This window comes from Micromonospora sp. DT62 (genome assembly GCF_049847285.1).
GTDB classification, from domain to species: Bacteria; Actinomycetota; Actinomycetes; order Mycobacteriales; family Micromonosporaceae; genus Micromonospora; species Micromonospora reichwaldensis.
Genome location: NZ_JBNCOB010000014.1, coordinates 18708 through 38261, shown reverse-complemented (window position 1 = coordinate 38261; position 19554 = coordinate 18708). Strand labels below are relative to the sequence as shown.

Annotated in this window: 15 protein-coding genes, 1 tRNA gene and 1 pseudogene; 5 read left to right on the top strand and 12 right to left on the bottom strand. The window is 71.1% G+C overall.

Annotation, left to right across the window (positions count from 1 at the left end):
• The first annotated feature begins 115 nt into the window (after window positions 1-115).
• Window positions 116-1141: a C40 family peptidase gene (locus ACPXCB_RS19665; protein ID WP_425877084.1), complete on the top strand. Its 1026-nt coding sequence runs from the start codon at window positions 116-118 to the stop codon at window positions 1139-1141.
• 53 nt (window positions 1142-1194) lie between these two features.
• Here ACPXCB_RS19665 and ACPXCB_RS19660 read toward each other — a convergent pair whose 3' ends face one another.
• Both ACPXCB_RS19660 and ACPXCB_RS19655 read right to left on the bottom strand, forming a co-directional pair.
• The gene (locus ACPXCB_RS19660) at window positions 1195-1662 is read right to left on the bottom strand and encodes an NUDIX hydrolase (RefSeq protein WP_425877083.1); all 468 of its coding nucleotides are present in this window, start codon (window positions 1660-1662) and stop codon (window positions 1195-1197) included.
• A gap of 182 nt (window positions 1663-1844) precedes the next feature.
• Window positions 1845-3569 carry an AfsR/SARP family transcriptional regulator gene (locus ACPXCB_RS19655; protein ID WP_425877082.1) on the bottom strand — a complete coding sequence of 575 codons (1725 nt, stop codon included), beginning with the start codon at window positions 3567-3569 and terminating at the stop codon, window positions 1845-1847.
• Between the two features lie 1216 nt (window positions 3570-4785).
• Between ACPXCB_RS19655 and ACPXCB_RS19650 the strand changes: the two genes are divergently transcribed.
• From ACPXCB_RS19650 to ACPXCB_RS19640, 3 genes are all read left to right on the top strand, one after another.
• The gene (locus tag ACPXCB_RS19650; protein WP_425877081.1) at window positions 4786-6705 is read left to right on the top strand and encodes a hypothetical protein; all 1920 of its coding nucleotides are present in this window, start codon (window positions 4786-4788) and stop codon (window positions 6703-6705) included.
• Window positions 6706-7624: 919 nt separating this feature from the next.
• On the top strand, window positions 7625-7834 hold the full coding sequence (locus ACPXCB_RS19645) for a helix-turn-helix transcriptional regulator (protein WP_425877080.1): 210 nt from the start codon (window positions 7625-7627) through the stop codon (window positions 7832-7834).
• A gap of 3 nt (window positions 7835-7837) precedes the next feature.
• Entirely contained in the window at window positions 7838-9049 is a 1212-nt protein-coding gene (locus tag ACPXCB_RS19640) for a tyrosine-type recombinase/integrase (protein ID WP_425877079.1), read from the top strand.
• A gap of 114 nt (window positions 9050-9163) precedes the next feature.
• Here the strand turns inward: ACPXCB_RS19640 and ACPXCB_RS19635 are convergent.
• The 9 genes and pseudogenes from ACPXCB_RS19635 to ald form a co-directional block, all read right to left on the bottom strand.
• Window positions 9164-9237: transfer RNA gene (locus tag ACPXCB_RS19635), tRNA-Pro, on the bottom strand.
• A 200-nt stretch (window positions 9238-9437) separates the two neighbouring features.
• Window positions 9438-10841 (bottom strand): ribosome biogenesis GTPase Der, encoded by a 1404-nt coding sequence (gene der / locus ACPXCB_RS19630; protein WP_132234404.1) that lies wholly within the window; start codon window positions 10839-10841, stop codon window positions 9438-9440.
• Window positions 10838-11518: a (d)CMP kinase gene (gene cmk / locus ACPXCB_RS19625; RefSeq protein ID WP_327027806.1), complete on the bottom strand. Its 681-nt coding sequence runs from the start codon at window positions 11516-11518 to the stop codon at window positions 10838-10840. Before cmk ends, der begins: the two co-directional genes overlap by 4 nt.
• Before the next feature lie 157 nt (window positions 11519-11675).
• Window positions 11676-12446, bottom strand: a complete 771-nt coding sequence (locus ACPXCB_RS19620) for a pseudouridine synthase (RefSeq protein ID WP_425877078.1) — start codon at window positions 12444-12446, stop codon at window positions 11676-11678.
• A complete protein-coding gene (gene scpB / locus ACPXCB_RS19615; protein ID WP_425877166.1) occupies window positions 12433-13347 on the bottom strand; it encodes an SMC-Scp complex subunit ScpB in 915 nt (304 codons plus the stop codon). Before scpB ends, ACPXCB_RS19620 begins: the two co-directional genes overlap by 14 nt.
• A 485-nt stretch (window positions 13348-13832) precedes the next feature.
• Window positions 13833-14870, bottom strand: a pseudogene (locus ACPXCB_RS19610) (segregation and condensation protein A); the annotation flags it as partial.
• Between the two features lie 35 nt (window positions 14871-14905).
• A complete protein-coding gene (locus ACPXCB_RS19605; RefSeq protein WP_121397670.1) occupies window positions 14906-15829 on the bottom strand; it encodes a ParA family protein in 924 nt (307 codons plus the stop codon).
• A gap of 365 nt (window positions 15830-16194) precedes the next feature.
• A complete protein-coding gene (locus ACPXCB_RS19600; protein WP_425877165.1) occupies window positions 16195-17187 on the bottom strand; it encodes a site-specific tyrosine recombinase XerD in 993 nt (330 codons plus the stop codon).
• An 11-nt stretch (window positions 17188-17198) separates the two neighbouring features.
• Window positions 17199-18314 (bottom strand): alanine dehydrogenase, encoded by a 1116-nt coding sequence (ald, locus tag ACPXCB_RS19595; protein WP_425877077.1) that lies wholly within the window; start codon window positions 18312-18314, stop codon window positions 17199-17201.
• Window positions 18315-18540: 226 nt separating this feature from the next.
• On the opposite strand from ald, the gene ACPXCB_RS19590 reads away from it, so the two are divergent.
• Window positions 18541-18882 (top strand): TM2 domain-containing protein, encoded by a 342-nt coding sequence (locus ACPXCB_RS19590; RefSeq protein WP_311413956.1) that lies wholly within the window; start codon window positions 18541-18543, stop codon window positions 18880-18882.
• Between the two features lie 64 nt (window positions 18883-18946).
• Here the strand turns inward: ACPXCB_RS19590 and ACPXCB_RS19585 are convergent, their stop codons facing one another.
• Window positions 18947-19552, bottom strand: coding sequence for an NUDIX domain-containing protein (locus ACPXCB_RS19585; RefSeq protein WP_425877164.1), 606 nt, complete (start codon window positions 19550-19552; stop codon window positions 18947-18949).
• Window positions 19553-19554: the final 2 nt, after the last annotated feature.

Sequence of the window (19554 nt, the reverse complement as noted above, 5' to 3'; positions counted from 1 at the left end):
GGGCTGTTGCTGCTCCGTCATGCCGTGTAGCCCGCAGCACCACTCGGCCTCTGCCGGTCGCGTACCCGCGCGGACAACGGCCTTTTCTGCTTCTGTTCCAACGGAAGGCAATCACATGACCAAGCTCGTCATCGGCGTCGTCACCGTCGTCACCGTCGCATGCCTCGGCGTGCCCACACTGCTGCTGTCGGCTATCACGGGTGGCGGCTCAACGGGGTGTGGCATCGCCGCCGCGCCCCTCGTACGCTCCTCCGAGCAACCGCCCGGCACCGGTAGCTGGGACACCGAACAGTCGGAAATCGCCGTCACCATCATCGACGTCGGCGTAGCCAAAGGCATACCTCGCTGGGGCTGGGTAATCGCTGTCGCCACCGCCATGCAGGAATCCGGCCTGCGCAACCTGCCCCATCTCGGTGATCGCAACGACCACGACTCCATCGGGGTGTTCCAGCAGCGCCCAAGTCAGGGCTGGGGCACCGTCAAGCAGCTGTCCGAGCCCGCCTACCAGGCTGGCAAGTTCTTCGACAAGCTCTTGACCGTTAGCGGCTGGGAATCGATGCCACTCGCCCAGGCCGCGCAGGCGGTCCAGGTCTCGGCCGTCCCAGACGCGTACGCCAAGTGGACCGACGACGCCCTTCGTCTGGTGGAGCAGCTGACCAACACTCTCGGGGACTGCGCCACCGATGCGCTCGCTGTCCTCCCGAACGGGTTCGCCTTGCCCCCTGGAACCCCACATGCGGTGGCAACCGCCATCTTCTGGGCCGTGAACCAGCTCGGCACCCCGTACCACTTCGGCGGATCATGCACCGACCCGCACTCCGGCGATCCCGCCCTGCAGTGCGACTGCTCATCCCTGATGCAGTCGGCGTACCGCGCAGCCGGGATCTCCATCCCCCGCGTCACTGCTGATCAGGTCAACGCGGGGAAGCCGGTCAGCGATCCGGCACTTCTGCTACCCGGCGACCTCATCCTCATCCCCGGAAGCGAAGGCACCATGGCCAACCCGCGTCACGTCGGCATGTACCTCGGTGAGGGCCTTGTCATCCAAGCTCCCAAGACCGGCGACGTTGTCAAGATCACTCGGCTACGCAGCTGGCTCGACCAGATCGCAGCGATTCGGCGCATCGTTGAAGCAGATTGAGCCTTTCCAAGCTCACTTACTTGCTGTTCTCGCTGTCGTTCCCGGACGGCACGTCAGTGCCGAATCAGGCCTCCGACCGCAACCGGAGGAACGTGACCGGTCGCCGGAAGCGTTCGCGCCAGCGCGAGACCGACATCGACCAGCGACGACCGGCACAGACCGGCGACATCTGATATCGATGTCCAGACCGACTCGGCGGTCTCGCCGTTAGCCTCGGGGCGCAGGACACCACCAGTGATCCGGACCTGGTAGAAGATGCCGACGTTCTGATGCTCGACACCCAACCGCGCCTCCGCAGCAGGAATCACCCGCGAGTCCACGCCCAGCAGGCGTTCGACCACCGAAACGCAGCCCGTCTCCTCGGCGACCTCTCGCACCACAGCATCGAACGGATCCTCTGCCTGCTCGACCTTGCCACCAGGAAGGGTCCAGTTGGTGTCCCCCGTCGGCGAAACATAACGGGCGAGCAACACGCGTCCGTCCTCGATACACACGGCGTACGCCGCTAGCCGGAAACTCATCCGTACACCCTCCCAACCGACCCTACCGAGCCGGCGACGACCTTCGCGTGGCCGCTGGGGTGTCTGCATCTTAGTGGGGCATGGGCATTGGACGCATTACGGCTGATCGGCGTGCCCGGCGATGGCCCATCGTAGGGCCAGCAGGGATAGCAGGAGCACGCGTGGTGATACGGCGGTGGCGGTCACTTCTCGTCCAGGCTGTTGCGGAGCTGGTTGGCCAGCTTGATGGTGTCGTCCTGTGGTTCGGCGTCGAGGTCGGCGAGGGCTTTGGTCAGGGCGCGTAGGAGGGTGCGGATGCCGTCGCGGTCGCCGAGGCCATGTCGGGCGTGCATCGCCTTGGTGTAGAGGGCTTCGTTGTAGCGGTCCAGGCCGATGGCCTTGTCGAGCAGGTCGGATGCGGCCTGCGGGTCGCGCTCGAGCAGGTCGTCGGCGAGCAGTAGGTGGGCCTCGGTGCCCCAGCGACGGACCGTTTCGCGGTACGGCTGCAACCACTCGTAGTCCTGGCCTTCGGCGAGGGGCGCGGTGTAGAGGTCGCAGGCGGCGGTGAGCAGTTCCTTGCGGCGCGGCCCGGATGCGATGGTCGCTGCGCGCATGAGGTCGCAGAGGGTCCACACGTCGACGTCCACGGTCGCCGGGTCGAGCTGGTAGCGCCCAGCGGACTTGACGACGTAGGCGTTCTTCGTCTCCGCGCTCCCGGCGCGGCCGAGCACGTGACGCAAGTTGGAGGCGTTGGTGTGTACGCGTTGGTCGGCCTGGCTGATGCGGGCGTCGGGTTCGAGGTACTCGCCGATCTCTCGGGTGGTGGCGCCGTCAGGGTGGACGGCAAGGTACACCGCCATTTCCAGGGCCTTGGCTCGTAGTGGCCGGCCTTCCGCGGTGATGTCTTCGATGCGCGGCGGGCCGAGCACGCACAGCCGCGCCCGTCTCGACGCGACGTCGGCGGCGGGCTCGGTCATGACCGGGGCAGGCAGGTCGGTGGCTTCGGGTGTGCTCTGTACGCGGCTGGCGTGCAGGGGGACGACGACCGGTGCGGGGGGTGAGGCGATGGCGGGTGGTGCACCGGTCTGCGCCTCGTGCAGGGTGGTCAGGATCTGGACCGCCGTGACCGGTGCGAGCACGGGTAGGCGCGGCGGCACCGGTTCAGTGGGCTGCCCGGACACGATTTTTGTGTGTCCGTCGGGGGTGACCTCGACGGTGGCCCCGTGAGCCCAATCGCCCAGCAGCAACGCGGACACGTGCAGACTCGCGCCCACCGTGAGAGCGGTCTCGGTCCGCATGCGGAGTTCTGTGGGCGGGGTCTCGGTGATGAGCATGACCGGCGGTAACGCTTCCTCGTCGGGCACGGCCCGCTGTAACTCGTTCAGATCGGTCAACGCGTGTTCGTTCAGGATGCGGCTGCGGCGCAGCAGCCGGGACTCAACCGCGGCGAGCGCATCGTCGATGTTGGCGGCCACGTGCAGGCGCGGCCACGGGCCGAGGGCCGCCACCTCCGTGTCGAGCAGGCTGGCCAGGGTGGCGGCGTCGGTGATGACCTCACCGCGTGCGTCGGGGTGCTGCGGGCCGCCGGAGGCCAGCACGGCAACGAGCATCGCGCGGGCGGCGGCGGGCGCGCCGTCGCCGACGATTCCGGTACCACCGGCTGGCAGCGGGGCGACCTCAGGCACCAGCGCGGGCGGCTCGGTGTCGTCCGCGTCCGGGCGCGGCAGCTGGGATTTTCGGGCCACGGCGCGGCGCAGCTCGACCACCGGCGGCGGTAGCTCGCTGGGCGGGTCGTCGTCGGGTTGGCCGGTGTAGCGGCGGCGGCGCTGTGCCCAGACCAGGACGGCGGCGGCGCTGATCGCGGCGGCGAGTGACCAGGGCAGCCAGTTGGCTGGTGACAGCTGCACACCGTGCTCGTCGGTCGCCACCGTCGGGCTTCGCGGAACGCTTCCGGTTGGCGAGGCGGACGGTGGCACCGTGATGGTGGGTACGGGGTTCGCCGGCTCACCGGTTGACGGGGTGGACTCTCGTACGCCCGGCGGGGTGCGGTCGGGGGTGGCGGCTGCTCCGTGGTCGCCCGTCGTGGGCGAGACGGTGGGGCTCGGCGCGTCTGCTGAGGGATTCGAGGGTGATGAGGGGGTGACGGTCGCCGGTGGTGGTGTCGGCGGACGGGACGGGGATGGGGGTGCCGGTGTGGCGCTCTGCGGTGGGTGGGCGTCAGCGGGCAGCCGCAGTTCCCAGCCGGGATAGATGAGGTCGCAGTCGCGCAGGGTGCCGCCGATTCCAGGGAAGTGGCGATGCTTGTTCAGGCGGCAGATCTCCGGCCACCGGCCTGCGTCACCGAGCCACTCCATCGAGATCTTGGACAGGGTGTCCTGCCGTTCGACGGTGTAGACGTAGCGGGTGCCGGCGACCTGAATCAGCGCGGGTCCTCGCGCAACGGCTTGGCGAGGGATGGCTCCCGCGTCCTCGAACGAGGCGGCCACGGCCGGCGGCCTGTCGCCGCCGGCGAGGTTGAGGTTGCCGACGGAGGTGACGGCGATCGCGGCGGTGCCGGCCAGACCGAACACCAGCCGGTGCAGTGGCGCGGGAAGCCGCAGTACCGGGACCCGCCACCGAGTCACCAGCGCGAGCAGTTCGGCAACCAACAGCAGCGCCAGCGCAGCCCACAGCAGCCACAGCGCCCAGGTGACCGTGCCAGTGAGTACGTGCGGCGTGAACCGGCCGCTCGGCTGATCGAACCACGCCGCGACCTGCGGCCATGACGGCAGCCGCCGTACGGGGTTCCCACCGAGATACCAGAGCAACACAGGTATCCCGGCCAGGAACACCACCGCCCCCAGGGCGGCGCGGATCACCCGGGCCACGGTCGCCGCCCGCGCCGCCGGTTGTCGGGGCGGTGATGGCGGGCGTGGGGTGTAGACCGTCGGGCGCGTGTATTCGGCGAGCCGGTCACCTCGGTCTGGAGATTCCTGCGGCACTGCGCCCCTCCCCCGTGCCTGACGCTGATCTTCGTCCCGCCTACACGACTATGCGCTTTGGCGACCATCCCATGAAGAAGGATTCTCACCATACGCGCACAAAGGATCACTCGGTGAGAAGGCGGTTGACGATCTACTCCCCGGACGGGAGAGACTGCCTCACATGCCAAGCGGGGGCATCACACTGTCCATCGATCTGAGCTCGTCGGCCATCGCCGCGACAATCGACCGGCACGGGGCCCGAATCCCCATCATGCTCGATGGCCGCCTCGTCATGCCGCATGGCATCACCCTCGACCCCACCGGTCACCCGCATCTGGGCGTGGCCGCGCCAGCTGAGGCGTCAGCGAACCACCAGTACATTCGCGATCCGCTGGAGCTGCTCAGCGGGGCCGAGCCCGGCCCACCGGTCGATGCTGTGCAGCTACTCGCCAGGCAGCTGTGGCACGTCGCCGACCAGTCCGCCCGCCAAGCCGGAGGACCTGTCGCCGCTCTGACCGTGACCATTCCCTGGGGCTGGGGACCGCGCCGACGCGGACACCTCGCCGACGCGGCGGCCCGCGCCGGCCTGCCCGCGCCCGCCATGGTCACCGCGCCAGCAGCACTCGCCGCCTACACCAGAGGTCACGAGGGCAATCCCCCTCACGGCTCGTGCCTGCTGATCTGCCAGACCGAACGGCATCCGCCCACCCTGACCGTGCTCCAGGCCGACCCCGACGGATACCGCGAACTCGCGACCCGATCGATCAACCCCAACCACGACCTGAACCAGGTGCTCGCCCAGCGGATCATTGACGCCAACACCGCAGACGACGACCCACTACGAGCCGAGACAGCCCAACCCCGCCACGACGGATTGTTGCTGGAGTCCGTCCGCCAGGCCAGGCAACTCCTGACCGCTCAGGACCGCGCGCCGGTGCTGCTTCCCGAGCCCCGCAAGCCCGCCGTCATCAACCGCGACGACGTCGCCGAGGCCGCCCAGCCCTTCCTCGACGAGGTAGCCGCAGCGGTCGATGACGTCCTCGATGCAGCTGACGTGGACCGCCAGCACCTCCACGACGTGATCTGCCGCGAAGCCGAAGCGATTCCGGGCCTGCGAGACCGGCTCGCCGCAGCTACCAGCCTCGCACCTACCACCCTCACCGCACACTCCCACGCCCTCGCGGACGGCGCCCTGGCCCTCACCGCACCCCACCATCAGGCAACAGCCACCGCCGCCGAGACCCAGCTACCACGCGTCCGGCTCCGCATCCGAGACCTGACCAACGTCGTCCTTCTCGGCGCCTGCTCCCTCACCCTGCTCCTCCAAGCCATCCTCACCGCAGACATCACCACCATCTACTCCGTCCAGGTCGTCGGTGTCCGCCTCTCCCTGCCCGAGCTCGGGGCCGCAGGTGCACTCGCCATGCTCACCGCTTTCGCCATGGCGCACCTCGCCCCCACCACCTGGCTCGCAGGAGCCCCCACCCCGTCCACGGCCGAACCCGCGACCGGCAGCCTCATCCGGCGCGGATACCTCACCACGGCCGTAGGGGGCGTCGTCGTTTCCGCCCTCTACGGCCTCGCTACCGGAACCTCCGTCGAATACGACTACGGCCCGTACCTGAAGTGGACACTCGGCGCTGCGATGCCCCTTGCAGTCTGTGCCGCCGTCATCGCCGCCACCGCACCGCGGATCCCCGCGCCGGAGCTGCCCTCCTGGCTCGCCCGTACCCGACCGGCGATCCTGTACGCCGCCATCGCCACCACCGGCATCTACCTCATGCGGGCCGCTCTCACGCTCACCCCACCGGTCGACGTGACCGGCATGCCTGGCCTCCTCGCAAGCGTCGGAGCCGCGCTCATCGGCGTCGCCACCGCCCTCACCGCCACGCGGAACCGCACCACCCGCGCCATCACCGCACCTGGCCTCGCCATCGGCTACGCCATCGTCGTCACCTACGACACCAACAGCGCGCTGATCGTCGGATACCTCATCGCCCTCACCTGGTGGGCCACCCGCCTCACCGCACACACGCTGCGGCTCGCCTTCCCAGCCACCGGACGAGCGCTACGCCGCATCATCGACGGACAAGCCTCCTGACGACCACCGCCGAGCGACGACCGGATAGCAAGTAACGGCTCCGATGGCGAAGGCCCACCGAATTCGGTGAGCCTTCGCCATTCCTCCACGTCGCCATGAAGCGACGAGAGCTCATGCTCTGCGGCTATTCCATCCCGAAAACGGCGGCGTCCACTCCATGAAAAAGCCAGCCCGCTGAGCTCTTCGCTCGGCGGGCTATCTGCACGTGCCCGTTCGAGCGAAGGAGGCATCGCATCTTGGCGTTGACCGAGTCCCGACGACGTTCAGCTCAGCCGCGTCCGAACCCACTCCGCCCTTCCAGCCGGCCGGCTCGCCCGGCCGAGCCGATGGCGGACACGCGCTCCCGCCAACACGGCGAAGCGGTCAGTACCGCCCGAGCACCTCACCCTGATGAACCTCTCCGAAAGGCCAGCACCATGAAGACAATCCAGGACTTCCCGATCTTCATCGTCCTGACGAGACGAATGAGTAACCCAACCTGGGCAGCCCGCTCCTGCGCGGCCGAGCCCCGTGCCGGTGCACGCACCGTATCGCAACCGTCGAGAAGCGGCTCGCCAAGCCGCCCTCGTCCACCAGCCAATGGCCTAAAGGACCAGAACGAGAATGCCTGCTCAGAGGCTCCACAAAGCTGGCAGTGCACCGCAACCAGCGCTACGGGAAGCAGGCTTGACACCCGGCGGCCGCGACGGGTGGATGGACGTCCACAAGTGACACAAACCGCGACCATGAATCGCAGCGGCGGCAGCAGCAATACCCGGTTACAGCGGCGCTGTGACCCCGAGAGGAAGCCGGATCCATGCGCACCCCATCCCCGCCCAGGCCCCGAATTCGTGCCGTCAGGCGTCGGCGTCAACCGGCGATCCGCCGGCCGCGCTACACCACACAGGCACCCCCGTTCGGCCAACACCCTGGACCGGCGATGAACAGCCCCGCCGCCCCCGAATGGCGGCCAGACCCACTACTGACCATCGATGAACTCGCCGCCTGGCTGGGCAAGCCGAAGAACACCCTCTACGCCTGGCACAGCCGCGGCAAAGGGCCCCGCGCCATCCGGGTCGGCAACACGCTGCGCTACCGCCGCAGCGAGGTCGAACGCTGGCTGGACGACCACACCGACGCGGAGCGGTGAGCCGTGGCCCGACCTGAACTCCCCGTCGGCACCTGGGGCAAGATCCGCACCGAGAAACTGGGACCCAACAGGTTCCGGGCACGCGCCCGGTTCCGCGACTACGACGGCAGGGCTCGCGACATCGAGGCCACCGACACCACCGGTCCAGCCGCCGAACGAGCTCTGAAGGTCAAGCTCCGCGACCGCGCCACACCCAACGACGACGAAATCACCCGCGAAACCCGCATCAGCAGACTCGCCGAGCTGTGGATCGAAGAAATCACCGCCGAGGAACGGATAACACCACAGACCATCCACCGATACGAGACCAGCGTGCGCACCGCGATCGTGCCCGCCCTGGGCAACCTCCGGATCCGAGAAGCAAGCGTCGGCCGTCTCGACCGGCTCCTACGCGACATCGCCAAGGATCGCCCGTCAACGGCCAAGGGAGTAAAGGTCGTCCTCGGCCAGATGTTCGCGCTGGCCGTACGCCACGGCGCGATCCCGACCAATCCCGTACGCGACACCGGCCGGCTGCGCAAACCCCGCCGGACAGTAGTCGCCCTCACCGACGAGCACCTCCAAGCTGTCCGCACGGCCATCCGCGAATGGCAGCAACCGGTCCCCGGCAAACCGGGACCCCGACACACCGGCGACTTGGCCGACGTCGTCGACCTCATGCTCGCCACCGGCGCCCGCATCGGCGAGATCCTCGCCCTGCGCTGGGAAGACCTGGATCTCGCCGCCGAACGACCCACCCTGACGATCTGCGGCACCCTCGTCTTCGTCAAAGGCCAGGGCATCTTCCGACAACCCTGGACCAAAAGCGACGCCGGCTATCGGATGGTCGTCCTGCCGCGGTTCGCGGCCGGCATGCTCCTGGCCCGCAAGCTCGGTGCCGCCGAGAACCCGCATGACGCGATCTTCGCCTCTCGACGCGGCACCTGGCTGTCGCCCAACAACGTGCGCCGCCAGTGGCGCCAGGCTCGCGCCGACGCCGACCTCGACTGGGTCACTCCCCACACCTTCCGCAAGACCGTGGCCACCCTGATCAAAGAGGAAACTGACACCAAGAGCGCGGCGGCACAGCTCGGCCACTCCAGCGAGGAAGTCACCGAGACCTACTACATCGCCAAGCCGGTACAGGCCCCGGACGTATCCGGCATCCTGGAACGGCTCGGGGCCGACCGGAGTGCCCCGCAACCACGAACAGCACACAACGATGCACACCGATGACGAACCTGGTTGCCGCACCCCATAAGTGGGGGGTTTTTGGGGGGAGGTTCAAAACTCCATAGAAGAAAGTCAAAGCCCTGACCAGCATTCTCGCTGGTCAGGGCTTTTTGTCTGTCGGGACGGCCGGATTCGAACCGACGACCCCTTGACCCCCAGTCAAGTGCGCTACCAAGCTGCGCCACGTCCCGATGCCCTCGCGCGGATCTCCCCGCGACAGCCGGTACAGCTTAGCGCAGGATCTTCGCGCCGTCCGCACTGCCCCCTCCCGTGCCGGAACGCGTCGTCCCGCGCACATCGCCCAAGGCATCCTAGGAGGATAGGGAAGTTGATGGCTGCGAAAAAGCCGGGTGGGAGCGGTGTGCTCCCACCCGGCTTCAGATCGGACGGGTCAGCCGTGCGCCTTGCCCCGGCCGCCGGGGCCGAGCTTCTTGCGGGGACGTACGGAGATCTCGATCGGGCTGCCCTCGTAGCCGAACTCCTCGCGCAGCTTGCGCTCGACGAACCGCTGGTAGCCGGCGTCCAGCGGGGCCGTGGTGAACAGCACGAAGCGCGGCGGCGCCACGCCCGCCTGAGTGGCGAAGAGGATCTTCGGCGCCCGACCGCCCCGCACCGGGTGCGGGGTCGCCTGCACCAGCGCGGTCAGCCACGAGTTGAGCTGCGCGGTCGGTACGCGGGTCTCCCAGCTGGCCAGGGCCTTGCGCAGCGCCGGCGCGAGCTTGTCGACCGCCCGGCCGGTCTGCGCCGACAGGTTGAGCCGGATCGCCCACGGGATGCGGCGCAGCTCGCGCTCGATCTCCTTGTCCAGGTAGTACCGGCGGTCGGCGTCGACCAGGTCCCACTTGTTGAAGGCGATCACCAGCGCCCGGCCGGCCTCGGTGACCATGGACAGGATCCGCTGGTCCTGCTCGCTGATGGGCTCGCTGGAGTCCAGCAGCACCACGGCGACCTCGGCGGCCTCGATCGCCCCGGCGGTGCGCAGGCTGGCGTAGTACTCGGTGCCGCTGGCCTTGCCGACCCGCTTGCGCAGGCCCGCCGTGTCGACGAGCTGCCAGGTCTCCCCGCCGATCTCGACCAGGCTGTCGACCGGGTCCACGGTGGTGCCGGCGACCGAGTCGACGACCGCCCGCTCCTCGCCCGAGAAGCGGTTGAGCAGGCTGGACTTGCCGACGTTCGGCCGGCCGACGAGGGCCACCCGGCGCGGGCCGCGCGGGCGGTTCTCGACGATCTTCGGGGCCTCCGGCAGCGCGGCCATGATGGCGTCGAGCAGGTCGCCGGAGCCACGTCCGTGCAGCGCCGACACCGGGTACGGCTCACCCAGGCCCAGCGACCACAGCGAGGTGGCCTCCATCTCGATGGCGGTGTTGTCGGCCTTGTTCGCGACCAGGATCACCGGCTTGGCGCTGCGGCGCAGCATCCGTACGGCCGCCTCGTCCACGTCCGTCGAGCCGACCATCGCGTCGACCACGAACAGCACCACGTCTGCCGTGACGACGGCCGTCTCGGCCTGCGCCGCGATGGCGGCGGCCCGGTCCTTGGCGTCGGGCTCCCAGCCGCCGGTGTCCACCACGGTGAACTGCCGGCCGGCCCACTGCGCGTCGTACGGCACCCGGTCCCGGGTGACCCCGGGGACGTCCTCGACGACCGCCTGACGGCGGCCGATGATCCGGTTGACCAGGGTCGACTTGCCCACGTTGGGGCGGCCGACCACGGCCACGACCGGCTGCGGACCGGTCGGCTCCTCGGTGTCGACGTCCGGCTCCCGCAGCTCGATCCACCCGTCGGTGTCGGTCATGCCACTCCCCGATCGGTCAGCAGGTCGCGCAGGCGCCCGACGACCTCGTCGATGCCCAACTCGGTGGTGTCCAGCACCACGGCGTCGGCGGCCTGGGTCAGCGGGTCGGCCTTGCGCGTCGAGTCGAGCCGGTCCCGCCGGGCCAGGTCGGCCGCCGTCGCCGCCACGTCGGTGGCGTCCTCGGCGCTGCGTCGGGCGGCGCGGGCCGCCTCGGAGGCGGTGAGGTAGACCTTCAGGTCGGCGTCCGGGGCCACCACGGACCCGATGTCGCGGCCCTCGACCACGATCCGGCCGGCATTGGTGATCATCTCCTGCTGCCGGGTGACCAGCAGCGCGCGCACCGCCGGCACGGCGGCCACGGCGGAGACCGCCGCGGTCACCTCCGGCCCGCGGATCTCGGCGTCGACGTTCACGCCGTCGGCGGTCACGCCGTACCCCTGCGGGTCGGTGCCGATGCGCAGGTCCACCTCGCCGGCGACCTTGGCCACCGACTCGGCGTCGGTCAGGTCGACCCCCGAGCGCAGCACCGCCCAGGTGATGGCGCGGTACATGGCGCCGGTGTCGAGATAGCGGGCACCGAGGCCGACGGCGAGCCGCCGGGAGACGGTGGACTTGCCCGAACCGGACGGTCCGTCCACAGCGACCACACATCGCCCGGCCCGTTCGTTTTCCTCCACCGTCGTCCTCCTCAGCCCGTACCTCACGAAACACCGGATGTGTCGCGAGCGGTTGTCCAAACGTTCTCAATGATGCCCGGCGTCGCGCCGCCCGGTGGGCGCCGCCCGCGCCGGGCCGCCAGGGAGCCTACCGGCAGCCGTACCCCGAACTCGGGGGTCAGTCACCCACGGCCTTGAACAGGGCGGCGACCTCCGCGTTGGTCAGCCGCCGCGTCCGCCCGGCGCGCAGGTCGCCCAGCCGGATCGGCCCGATCGCGGTACGCACCAGCCGGCTCACCGGATGGCCCGCCTCACCGAGCAGGCGGCGGACGATGTGCTTGCGTCCCTCGTGCAGGCTCAGCTCCACCTGGGCGGTCCGTCCCAGCGTGTCCACCACCCGGAAGGAGTCGACCTTCGCCGGGCCGTCCTCGAGTTCCACGCCGGCCATCAGCCGCTTGCCGAGGTTGCGCGGGATCGGCCCGGACACCTCGCAGAGGTACGTCTTCTGCACCCCGTACGACGGGTGCATCAGCTTGTGCGCAAGGGTGCCGTCGTTGGTGAGCAGCAGCAGGCCCTCACTGTCGGCGTCGAGCCGCCCGACGTGGTAGACCCGCTGCTCCACCCGGTTGCCGAGGAAGTCGGCGAGCGCGGTGCGGCCCTTCTCGTCGGCCATCGTGGAGACGACCCCGCGGGGCTTGTTCATGGCCAGGTAGACCAGTCGGGTGTCGGCGACGAGGCGCTCGCCGTCGACGTGGATCACGGCGGTGGCGGGGTCGACCTTGTCGCCGAGGTGGGCGACCCGGCCGTCGACGGTGACCCGGCGACGGAAGATCAGGTCCTCGCAGGCGCGCCGGGAACCCACACCGGCGGCGGCCAGCACCTTCTGCAGGCGCTCGGCCCCCTCGAAGGCGGGCGCGTCGGGACGGGGCGTGCGGTCATCGCGTGGCATCGGCAAGCTCTTCTACGTCGTCGGGAAGGAACGGGGCCAGCGGCGGGAGGTCGTCGACGCTGTTCAGCCCGAGCTTCTCCAGGAACATCGTGGTGGTCCGGTAGAGGAACGCCCCGCTGTCCGGTTCGGTGCCGCACTCCTCGACCAACCCGCGGGAGACCAGGGTACGGATCACCCCGTCGCAGTTGACACCCCGGATGGCGGAGATCCGCGACCGGGTCACGGGCTGCTTGTAGGCGACCACGGCCAGTGTCTCCAGCGCGGCCTGGGTCAGCCGCACGGACTGCCCGTCCAGTACGAACCGTTCCACGTAGGTGGCGTATTCCGGGCGGGTGTAGAGACGCCAGCCACCCGCGGCCCGGCGCAGCTCGAAGCCGTGTCCGGCGGCCGTGTAGCCCGCGGCGATCTCGTCCAGCACCGGCCCGATCCGCTCGGCGGGCTGCTCCAGCACCTGGGCGAGGACCAGCTCGCTGACCGGCTCGTCCACCACCAGCAGGATCGCCTCCAGCGCCCCGCGCAGCTCCGCGTCGTCGAGTTCCGGCGCCGGCTCGGGCACCGCCCGCCGCCGCCCCGCCGGCCCCTTCGCGGGTATGCCCCCCGCCGGTCCCCGTCCCGCCGACCCGACCGCGGCCCCGCTGTCCCCCGCCGCTCCACTTCCCACCGGCCCGACCGCGGCCTCACTCTCCCCCGCCGCTCCACTTCCCGCCGGCCCGACCGCGGCCCCGCTGTCCCCCGCCCGGCCGACCACCGATGCCGGCCCCGCCGGGCCGACCGCCGGAGCCGGCTCCTCAGGCGCAGCCGCCGACGCCGACGCTTCAAGCCCTGCCGCCGGAGCCGGCTCCTCAGGCCCTGCCGGTTCCCTGGGCTGATCCCCGTTCGCGGTCGCCGCGCCCGAGCCCACCTCCGCTCCGGGCGCGGCGTCGGAATCCTCGAAGCCCGCACCCGCACCCGCGCCCGCCTCCCGGGCGCCGTCGGAGTCCTCGGAGATCTTGGTAGGTTCAGGCCCCTCCGGGGGCGCGGAACTACCAAGATCTCCGGTGTCGGGGGCCGCGGCGGGGGCCGTGGGGCGCTGCCAGGGCGGCACCCAGGCGGCGGCCTGGTCGGCCAGGGAGTCCCGACGCTCGTCGTTGCTCATCCCGCTCGCTCCTCCGGCGTCGCCGCCCCGCTCTCGTTCGCCGCCGCACCCGGCGACGTCCCGCTCTCCACCGACGCCGCACCCGACGCCGACCCGCTGTCGGCCTCTGCCGATCCTGCGTCGACCACCAATCCGGTGTCCGCCGACGCACCCGGCTTTGATTCGTCGGCCACGGCCGATCCGGCGTCAACCACGGCCGATTCGGCGCCCGCCGACGCACCCGGCGCCGATCCGTTGCCGGCCACGGCCGGCCCGGTGTCCGCCGCCGATGTGGTGTCGGCCGCCAGCGCACCTGCGACCGTGCCTGAGCCGCTCTCGTCCGCCATGCCGTCCGACACCGGCCGCCGCTCGGGCGACGTCGGGGCCGGCTCGGGCGGGGTGCCGGCGTACTCGTCGACGTGCAGGTCGGGGCCGCCGTCGGCGGGACCGGTCCAGCGTACGGTCAACTCCTCCAGGGCCTGCTCCTGGACGAAGGCGACCAGGCCCTCCCGGTAGAGCTCCAGCAGGGCCAGGAACCGGGCCACCACCTCCAGGGTGGCCTCGCAGTCGGCGCAGAGCAGCGAAAAGGTGGCCGTGCCGGCCCGGCGCAGCCGCTCGGTGAGGATGCCCGCGTGCTCCCGGACGCTGACCCGGACCATGTGCACGTGGGCGATGGAGACCTCGGGAACCGGCTTCGGCGTCATCGCCCTGACCGCCAGCTTCAGCAGCCGCTCCGGGCCGATGCCGAGCACCAGGTCGGGCAGCGCGTCGGCGTACCGGGCCTCGAGGGTGACCGCGCGGGGGTAGCGCCGGCCGCCGACCTCCTCCAGCGCGGCGATGTGCGCCGCCGCCTCCTTGTACGCCTTGTACTGCAACAGCCGGGCGAAGAGCAGGTCCCGCGCCTCCAGCAGCGCGAGGTCCTCCTCGTCCTCGACCTCGGCGGCGGGCAGCAGCCGGGCCGCCTTCAGGTCGAGCAGCGTCGCGGCGATGAGCAGGAACTCGCTGGCCTCGTCCAGGTCCCACTCGTCGCCCATCGCGCGGATGTACGCGATGAACTCGTCGGTGACCCGGTGCAGCGCCACCTCGGTCACGTCGAGCTTGTGCTTGCCGATCAACTGGAGCAGCAGGTCGAACGGGCCGGTGAAGTTCGCCAGCCGGACGGTGAACCCGCCGCTCTCCACCGCCGCCTCGGGCACGCCGACCGGGTCCGTCGGCACCTCGGCGACGGCCTCGGCGGCCCGTACGGGCGGCTGCTCCGGCGTCGTCGGAGGGTCGAGGGGTGGCGCGGTCACCGGAAGACCGTAGTCCACGCCCCGGCCGGCTCGGTGCGAAGGTGCACGCCGGCCTACCGCTCGGCCTGGGCGGCGATCACCTCGCGGGCCAGTTGGCGGTAGTTGCGGGCGCCGGACGAGGCCGGGTCGAGCGTGGTGATCGGGGCACCGGCGACGGTGGACTCGGGGAACTTGACGGTCTTGGTGATCACCGTCTGGTAGACCTTGTCGCCGAAGGCCTCCACCACCCGCTGGAGCACCTGCCGGCAGTGGGTGGTGCGGCTGTCGTACATGGTGGCGAGGATGCCCTCGAGCTCCAGGTCGAAGTTGAGCCGCTCGCGCACCTTGTCGATGGTGTCCAGCAGCAGGGCCACCCCGCGCAGGCTGAAGAACTCGCACTCCAGCGGGATGAGCACGCCGTGCGCCACGGTCAGCGCGTTGATCGCCAGCAGGCCCAGCGAGGGCTGGCAGTCGATCAGGATGTAGTCGTACTCCTTGCGGACCGACCGGAGCACGCGGGCCAGGGCCATCTCCCGGGCTACCTCGTTGACCAGCTGGATCTCGGCCGCGGAAAGGTCGATGTTGGCGGGCAGCAGGTGCAGCCCCGCCACGTCGGTCTTGATCAGGACGTCCTCGGCGGTGACGTCGTCCTGCATGAGCAGGTTGTAGACCGACAGGTCGAGGTTGTGCGGGTTGACCCCCAGCCCGACCGAGAGGGCGCCCTGCGGGTCGAAGTCGACAAGCAGCACCTTGCGGCCGTACTCGGCCAGTGCGGCGCCCAGGTTGATGGTCGTGGTGGTCTTGCCCACGCCACCCTTCTGGTTGGCCATCGCGATGATCCGGGCCGGGCCGTGCCGGTCGGTCGGCATCGGCTCGGGGATCGGCTTACGCATCGTGTATGCGGCCGGATCCGCCGGACCGAGATCCGCCCCGAGCGTGGCCTGCTGCTCGCGGAGCTCCGACGTCCAGGTCTCGGCACGGTCACCGTTGCCAGCCATGTGCTCGTTGCCCCCTCCCGACGACCACCCGGCGTCGGAGCCGTCCGACGTCCTTCGCGGCGCCGCTGCGCACCCCGGTCTGCTTCACCATCGCCCCAGGAGGTCCGCGCCGATGCCGACTGTACGCCACCGCCCGGCGGCCCGGTCGCACCCGCTCGGCGTGTCGCCGCCCCGCCGACCAGGCCAGCCACCGGCGGCGTCCTGCGCGCGCCGACCCGGACACCGTCGCGCTGCCCCTGCCGGCCGGCGGCCATCATCGCTGGCGAGCAGCCCGGCGGTCGGTCTCGCGCCTGGGCCGGGGCCGAGCGGCGGCCGGAGGCGGGGCCGGGGGCCGGGCCGGGGCCCGGGGCCGGGGCTGGGCGGGGTCAACCCCGCGCCCGGGGATGGGCGGTGGCGTACACCTCGCGCAGCCGCTCGACCGTGACCAGGGTGTAGACCTGGGTGGTGGTCACCGAGGCGTGGCCGAGCAGCTCCTGCACCACCCGTACGTCCGCGCCGCCGTCGAGCAGGTGGGTGGCGTAGGAGTGGCGCAGGGTGTGCGGGGAGACCGCCTCCGGGCCGTCCACCGGCAGCCCGGCCCGCTGGGCGGCGCGACGCAGGATGGTCCACGCGCCCTGCCGGGTCAACGCGCCGCCGCGGGCGTTGAGGAAGACCGCCGGGGTGCCCCGGCCGGCGGCGGCGAGCCCGGGGCGGGCCCGCACCAGCCAGGCCCGCACCGCCTCGACGGCGTACCCCCCGACCGGGACGAGCCGGGTGCGGCCGCCCTTGCCGCGCAACAGCACGGTGCCCTCGTCCACGTCCAGGTCGTCCACGGCGGCGCCGACGGCCTCGGAGATCCGCGCCCCGGTGCCGTACAGGAACTCCAGCAGCGCCCGGTCGCGCAGCGCGAGCGGCGCCTGGTCGCCGGCGGCGGTCAGCGACCCGGCGGTCTCCAGCAGCCGCACCACGGCGTCGGCCGGCAGCGCGCGGGGCAGCCGGCGCGGCGGCGTGGGCGGGCGGACGTCCCGGCTCGGGTCGGCGCCGGCCAGCCCCTCGCGCAACGCGAACCGGTGCAGGCCGCGTACCGCGCTGGCCGCCCGCGCGGCGGAGGCGACCGCGAGCGGCGGATGCTCCTCGTCGCCGGCGCGCAGCCGGGCCAGGTGCGCCTCGACCTGCCCCGGGCCGACGGCGGCCAGGTCCGGCACGCCGGCCGCCGCCAGGGTGGCCAGGTAGCGCTCCAGGTCCCGCCGGTACGACGTGAGCGTGTTCGCCGACAGTCCCCGTTCGACGGTGAGGTGGTCGAGGTAGCCGCGGACGGCACGACGCAGGGCCGGCGCGGGCTCCACGCCCGCGCCGGCCCCGTCCGGTGTGCCGGTCAGCCCGCCACCTCTCAGGCCAGCGCGTCGGCCAGCGCGAGGGGCGCCATGCCGTGCGCCTCGGCGACCGGGCCGTAGGTGACCTGCCCGTCGTGGGTGTTCAGGCCCAGCGCCAGCGCCGGGTCGCGACGCAGCGCCTCGCGCCAGCCGTGGTTGGCCAGTTCCAGCGCGTACGGCAGGGTGACGTTGGTCAGCGCGTAGGTGCTGGTGTGCGGCACCGCGCCCGGCATGTTCGCCACGCAGTAGAAGATCGAGTCGTGCACCTGGTAGGTCGGCTCGGCGTGGGTGGTGGGACGCGAGTCCTCGAAGCAACCGCCCTGGTCGATGGAGATGTCGACCAGCACGCTGCCCGGCTTCATCCGGGAGACCAGCTCGTTGGAGATCAGGGTCGGGGCCTTCGCGCCGGGCACCAGCACCGCGCCGATGACCAGGTCCGCGTCCAGCACGGCCCGCTCGATCTCGTACGCGTTGGAGGCGACCGTCTGCAGGTGGCCCCGGTAGATGGCGTCGGCCTGGCGCAGCCGGGCGACGTTCTTGTCCAGCAGCAGCACCTCGGCCTGCAGGCCGAGCGCGATCGCGGCGGCGTTCATGCCGGACACGCCGGCGCCGATGACCACCGTCTTCGCGGCGTACACGCCGGAGACGCCGCCCATCAGGATGCCGCGCCCGCCGCCCTGCCGCTGGAGGTGGTAGGCGCCCACCTGCGGGGCCAGGCGACCGGCCACCTCGGACATCGGGGCGAGCAGCGGCAGCGACCGGTCGGGCAGCTCGACGGTCTCGTACGCGATGCCGGTGACCTTGCGGTCGACCAGCGCGTCGGTGCAGGCCTTCGAGGCGGCCAGGTGCAGGTAGGTGAAGAGCACCTGCCCCTCGCGCATCCGGTGGTACTCCTCGGCGATCGGCTCCTTGACCTTGAGCACCAGCTCGGCGGTCTCCCACACCTCGTCGGCGGTGGCCAGGATCTTGGCACCGGCGGCGGCGAACTCGTCGTCGCCGATGCTGGACCCGACGCCGGCGCCGGACTCGACGAAGACCTGGTGACCGCTGCGGACGAGCTCGTTGACGCCCGCCGGCGTGATCGCCACGCGGTACTCGTGGTTCTTGACCTCGCGTGGGATTCCGACCTTCACGATGCAGACACCTCTCTTCGGGGCTGCGCTCCCCCGACTGCGCGGTGCCACGACGGCCCCTTTGCCGCCGTGGTCCACCGGTCCCGCCGGCGGCAGTCTAGGCGCGTCGCCGCCCCCGATGAGGCAGCACAGTGACATCCGGTGCCCGCACCCGCTGACGATGTGTCAGGCGTGAACCGGGCCGGCGGTGGGACCCGCGCCTCAGCCGTCAGGACAGTGTTCCTCCATTATCGTCCCACTCTTCGGGTGCCGCTGCGGACAGGAGACCAGTGGATCACTAGGGTGTCGCCTCATGACCACACCTCCTTACCAGCCCGGCTTCCCCAACCAGCCCGGGTACCCGTCGGGTGTCTCCGACAAGAGCAAGGTCGTCGCCGGCGTCCTGCAGATCGTGCTCGGCACCTTCGGCGTCGGCCGCTTCTACATGGGCGACACCAAGACCGGCGTCATCCAGCTCATCGTGTCCCTCGTGACGTGCGGCATCGGCGGCATCTGGGGCCTCGTCGACGGTGTCCTGATCCTGATCAACGGTGGCGTCGACGGGCAGGGCCGGCCGCTGCGCGACTGACCGACCCGAACGACGAAAGGGGCCGTGCGGACGTACCGCACGGCCCCTTCACGTTCTTCCCGACTCAGCCCGGCAGGGGCGCATCGGCCCGGCGCAGCGCCGACCAGCCGGTGTCGCGGGCCCGGGCGGCGGCGAGCAGCCCGGTCACGCAGGAGGCGTTGGTGATCTCGCCCGCGAGGACCATGCCGACCGCCTCGTCCAGGTCGATGCGGACGACCTGGAGGTCGGCCTCCTCCTCGCGACGCTCGTGCCGCTGCTCCGCCGGCACGTCGGCCAGGTCCCGGGCCAGGAAGACCCGGACCAGCTCGTTGGTGAAGCCCGGCGAGCTGTGCAGGTCCACCAGGACGTCGATCCGCCCGGCGGTCAGGTCGACCTCCTCGGCCAGCTCCCGGACCGCGGCGGCGGCCAGGTCCTCGCCGGAGACGTCCGTCAGCCCGGCCGGCAGCTCCCACAGGTGCCGCCCCACCGGGTGCCGGTACTGGCGGATCAGCACCACCTGATTGGCGGAGTCGAGCGCCACCACGGCGACCGCGCCGACGTGCCGGACGAAGTCGCGGACCCCCGTCCCGCCGCCCGGCATGGTCACCTCCTCGCTGACCACGTCGAAGATCCGGCCCCGGTAGCGCTCGGTGCGGGAGCGCACCTCGTAGCGGTGCTCGACGGCGCTCACGC

What these genes read in the sequence shown, in the direction of transcription:
- ACPXCB_RS19665 (WP_425877084.1), top strand. Translation starts at nt 116, where the DNA reads ATGACCAAGCTCGTCATCGGCGTCGTCACCGTCGTCACCGTCGCATGC.
- ACPXCB_RS19660 (WP_425877083.1), bottom strand. Translation starts at nt 1,662, where the DNA reads ATGAGTTTCCGGCTAGCGGCGTACGCCGTGTGTATCGAGGACGGACGC.
- ACPXCB_RS19650 (WP_425877081.1), top strand. Translation starts at nt 4,786, where the DNA reads ATGCCAAGCGGGGGCATCACACTGTCCATCGATCTGAGCTCGTCGGCC.
- ACPXCB_RS19645 (WP_425877080.1), top strand. Translation starts at nt 7,625, where the DNA reads ATGAACAGCCCCGCCGCCCCCGAATGGCGGCCAGACCCACTACTGACC.
- der (WP_132234404.1), bottom strand. Translation starts at nt 10,841, where the DNA reads ATGACCGACACCGACGGGTGGATCGAGCTGCGGGAGCCGGACGTCGAC.
- ACPXCB_RS19620 (WP_425877078.1), bottom strand. Translation starts at nt 12,446, where the DNA reads ATGCCACGCGATGACCGCACGCCCCGTCCCGACGCGCCCGCCTTCGAG.
- ACPXCB_RS19605 (WP_121397670.1), bottom strand. Translation starts at nt 15,829, where the DNA reads ATGGCTGGCAACGGTGACCGTGCCGAGACCTGGACGTCGGAGCTCCGC.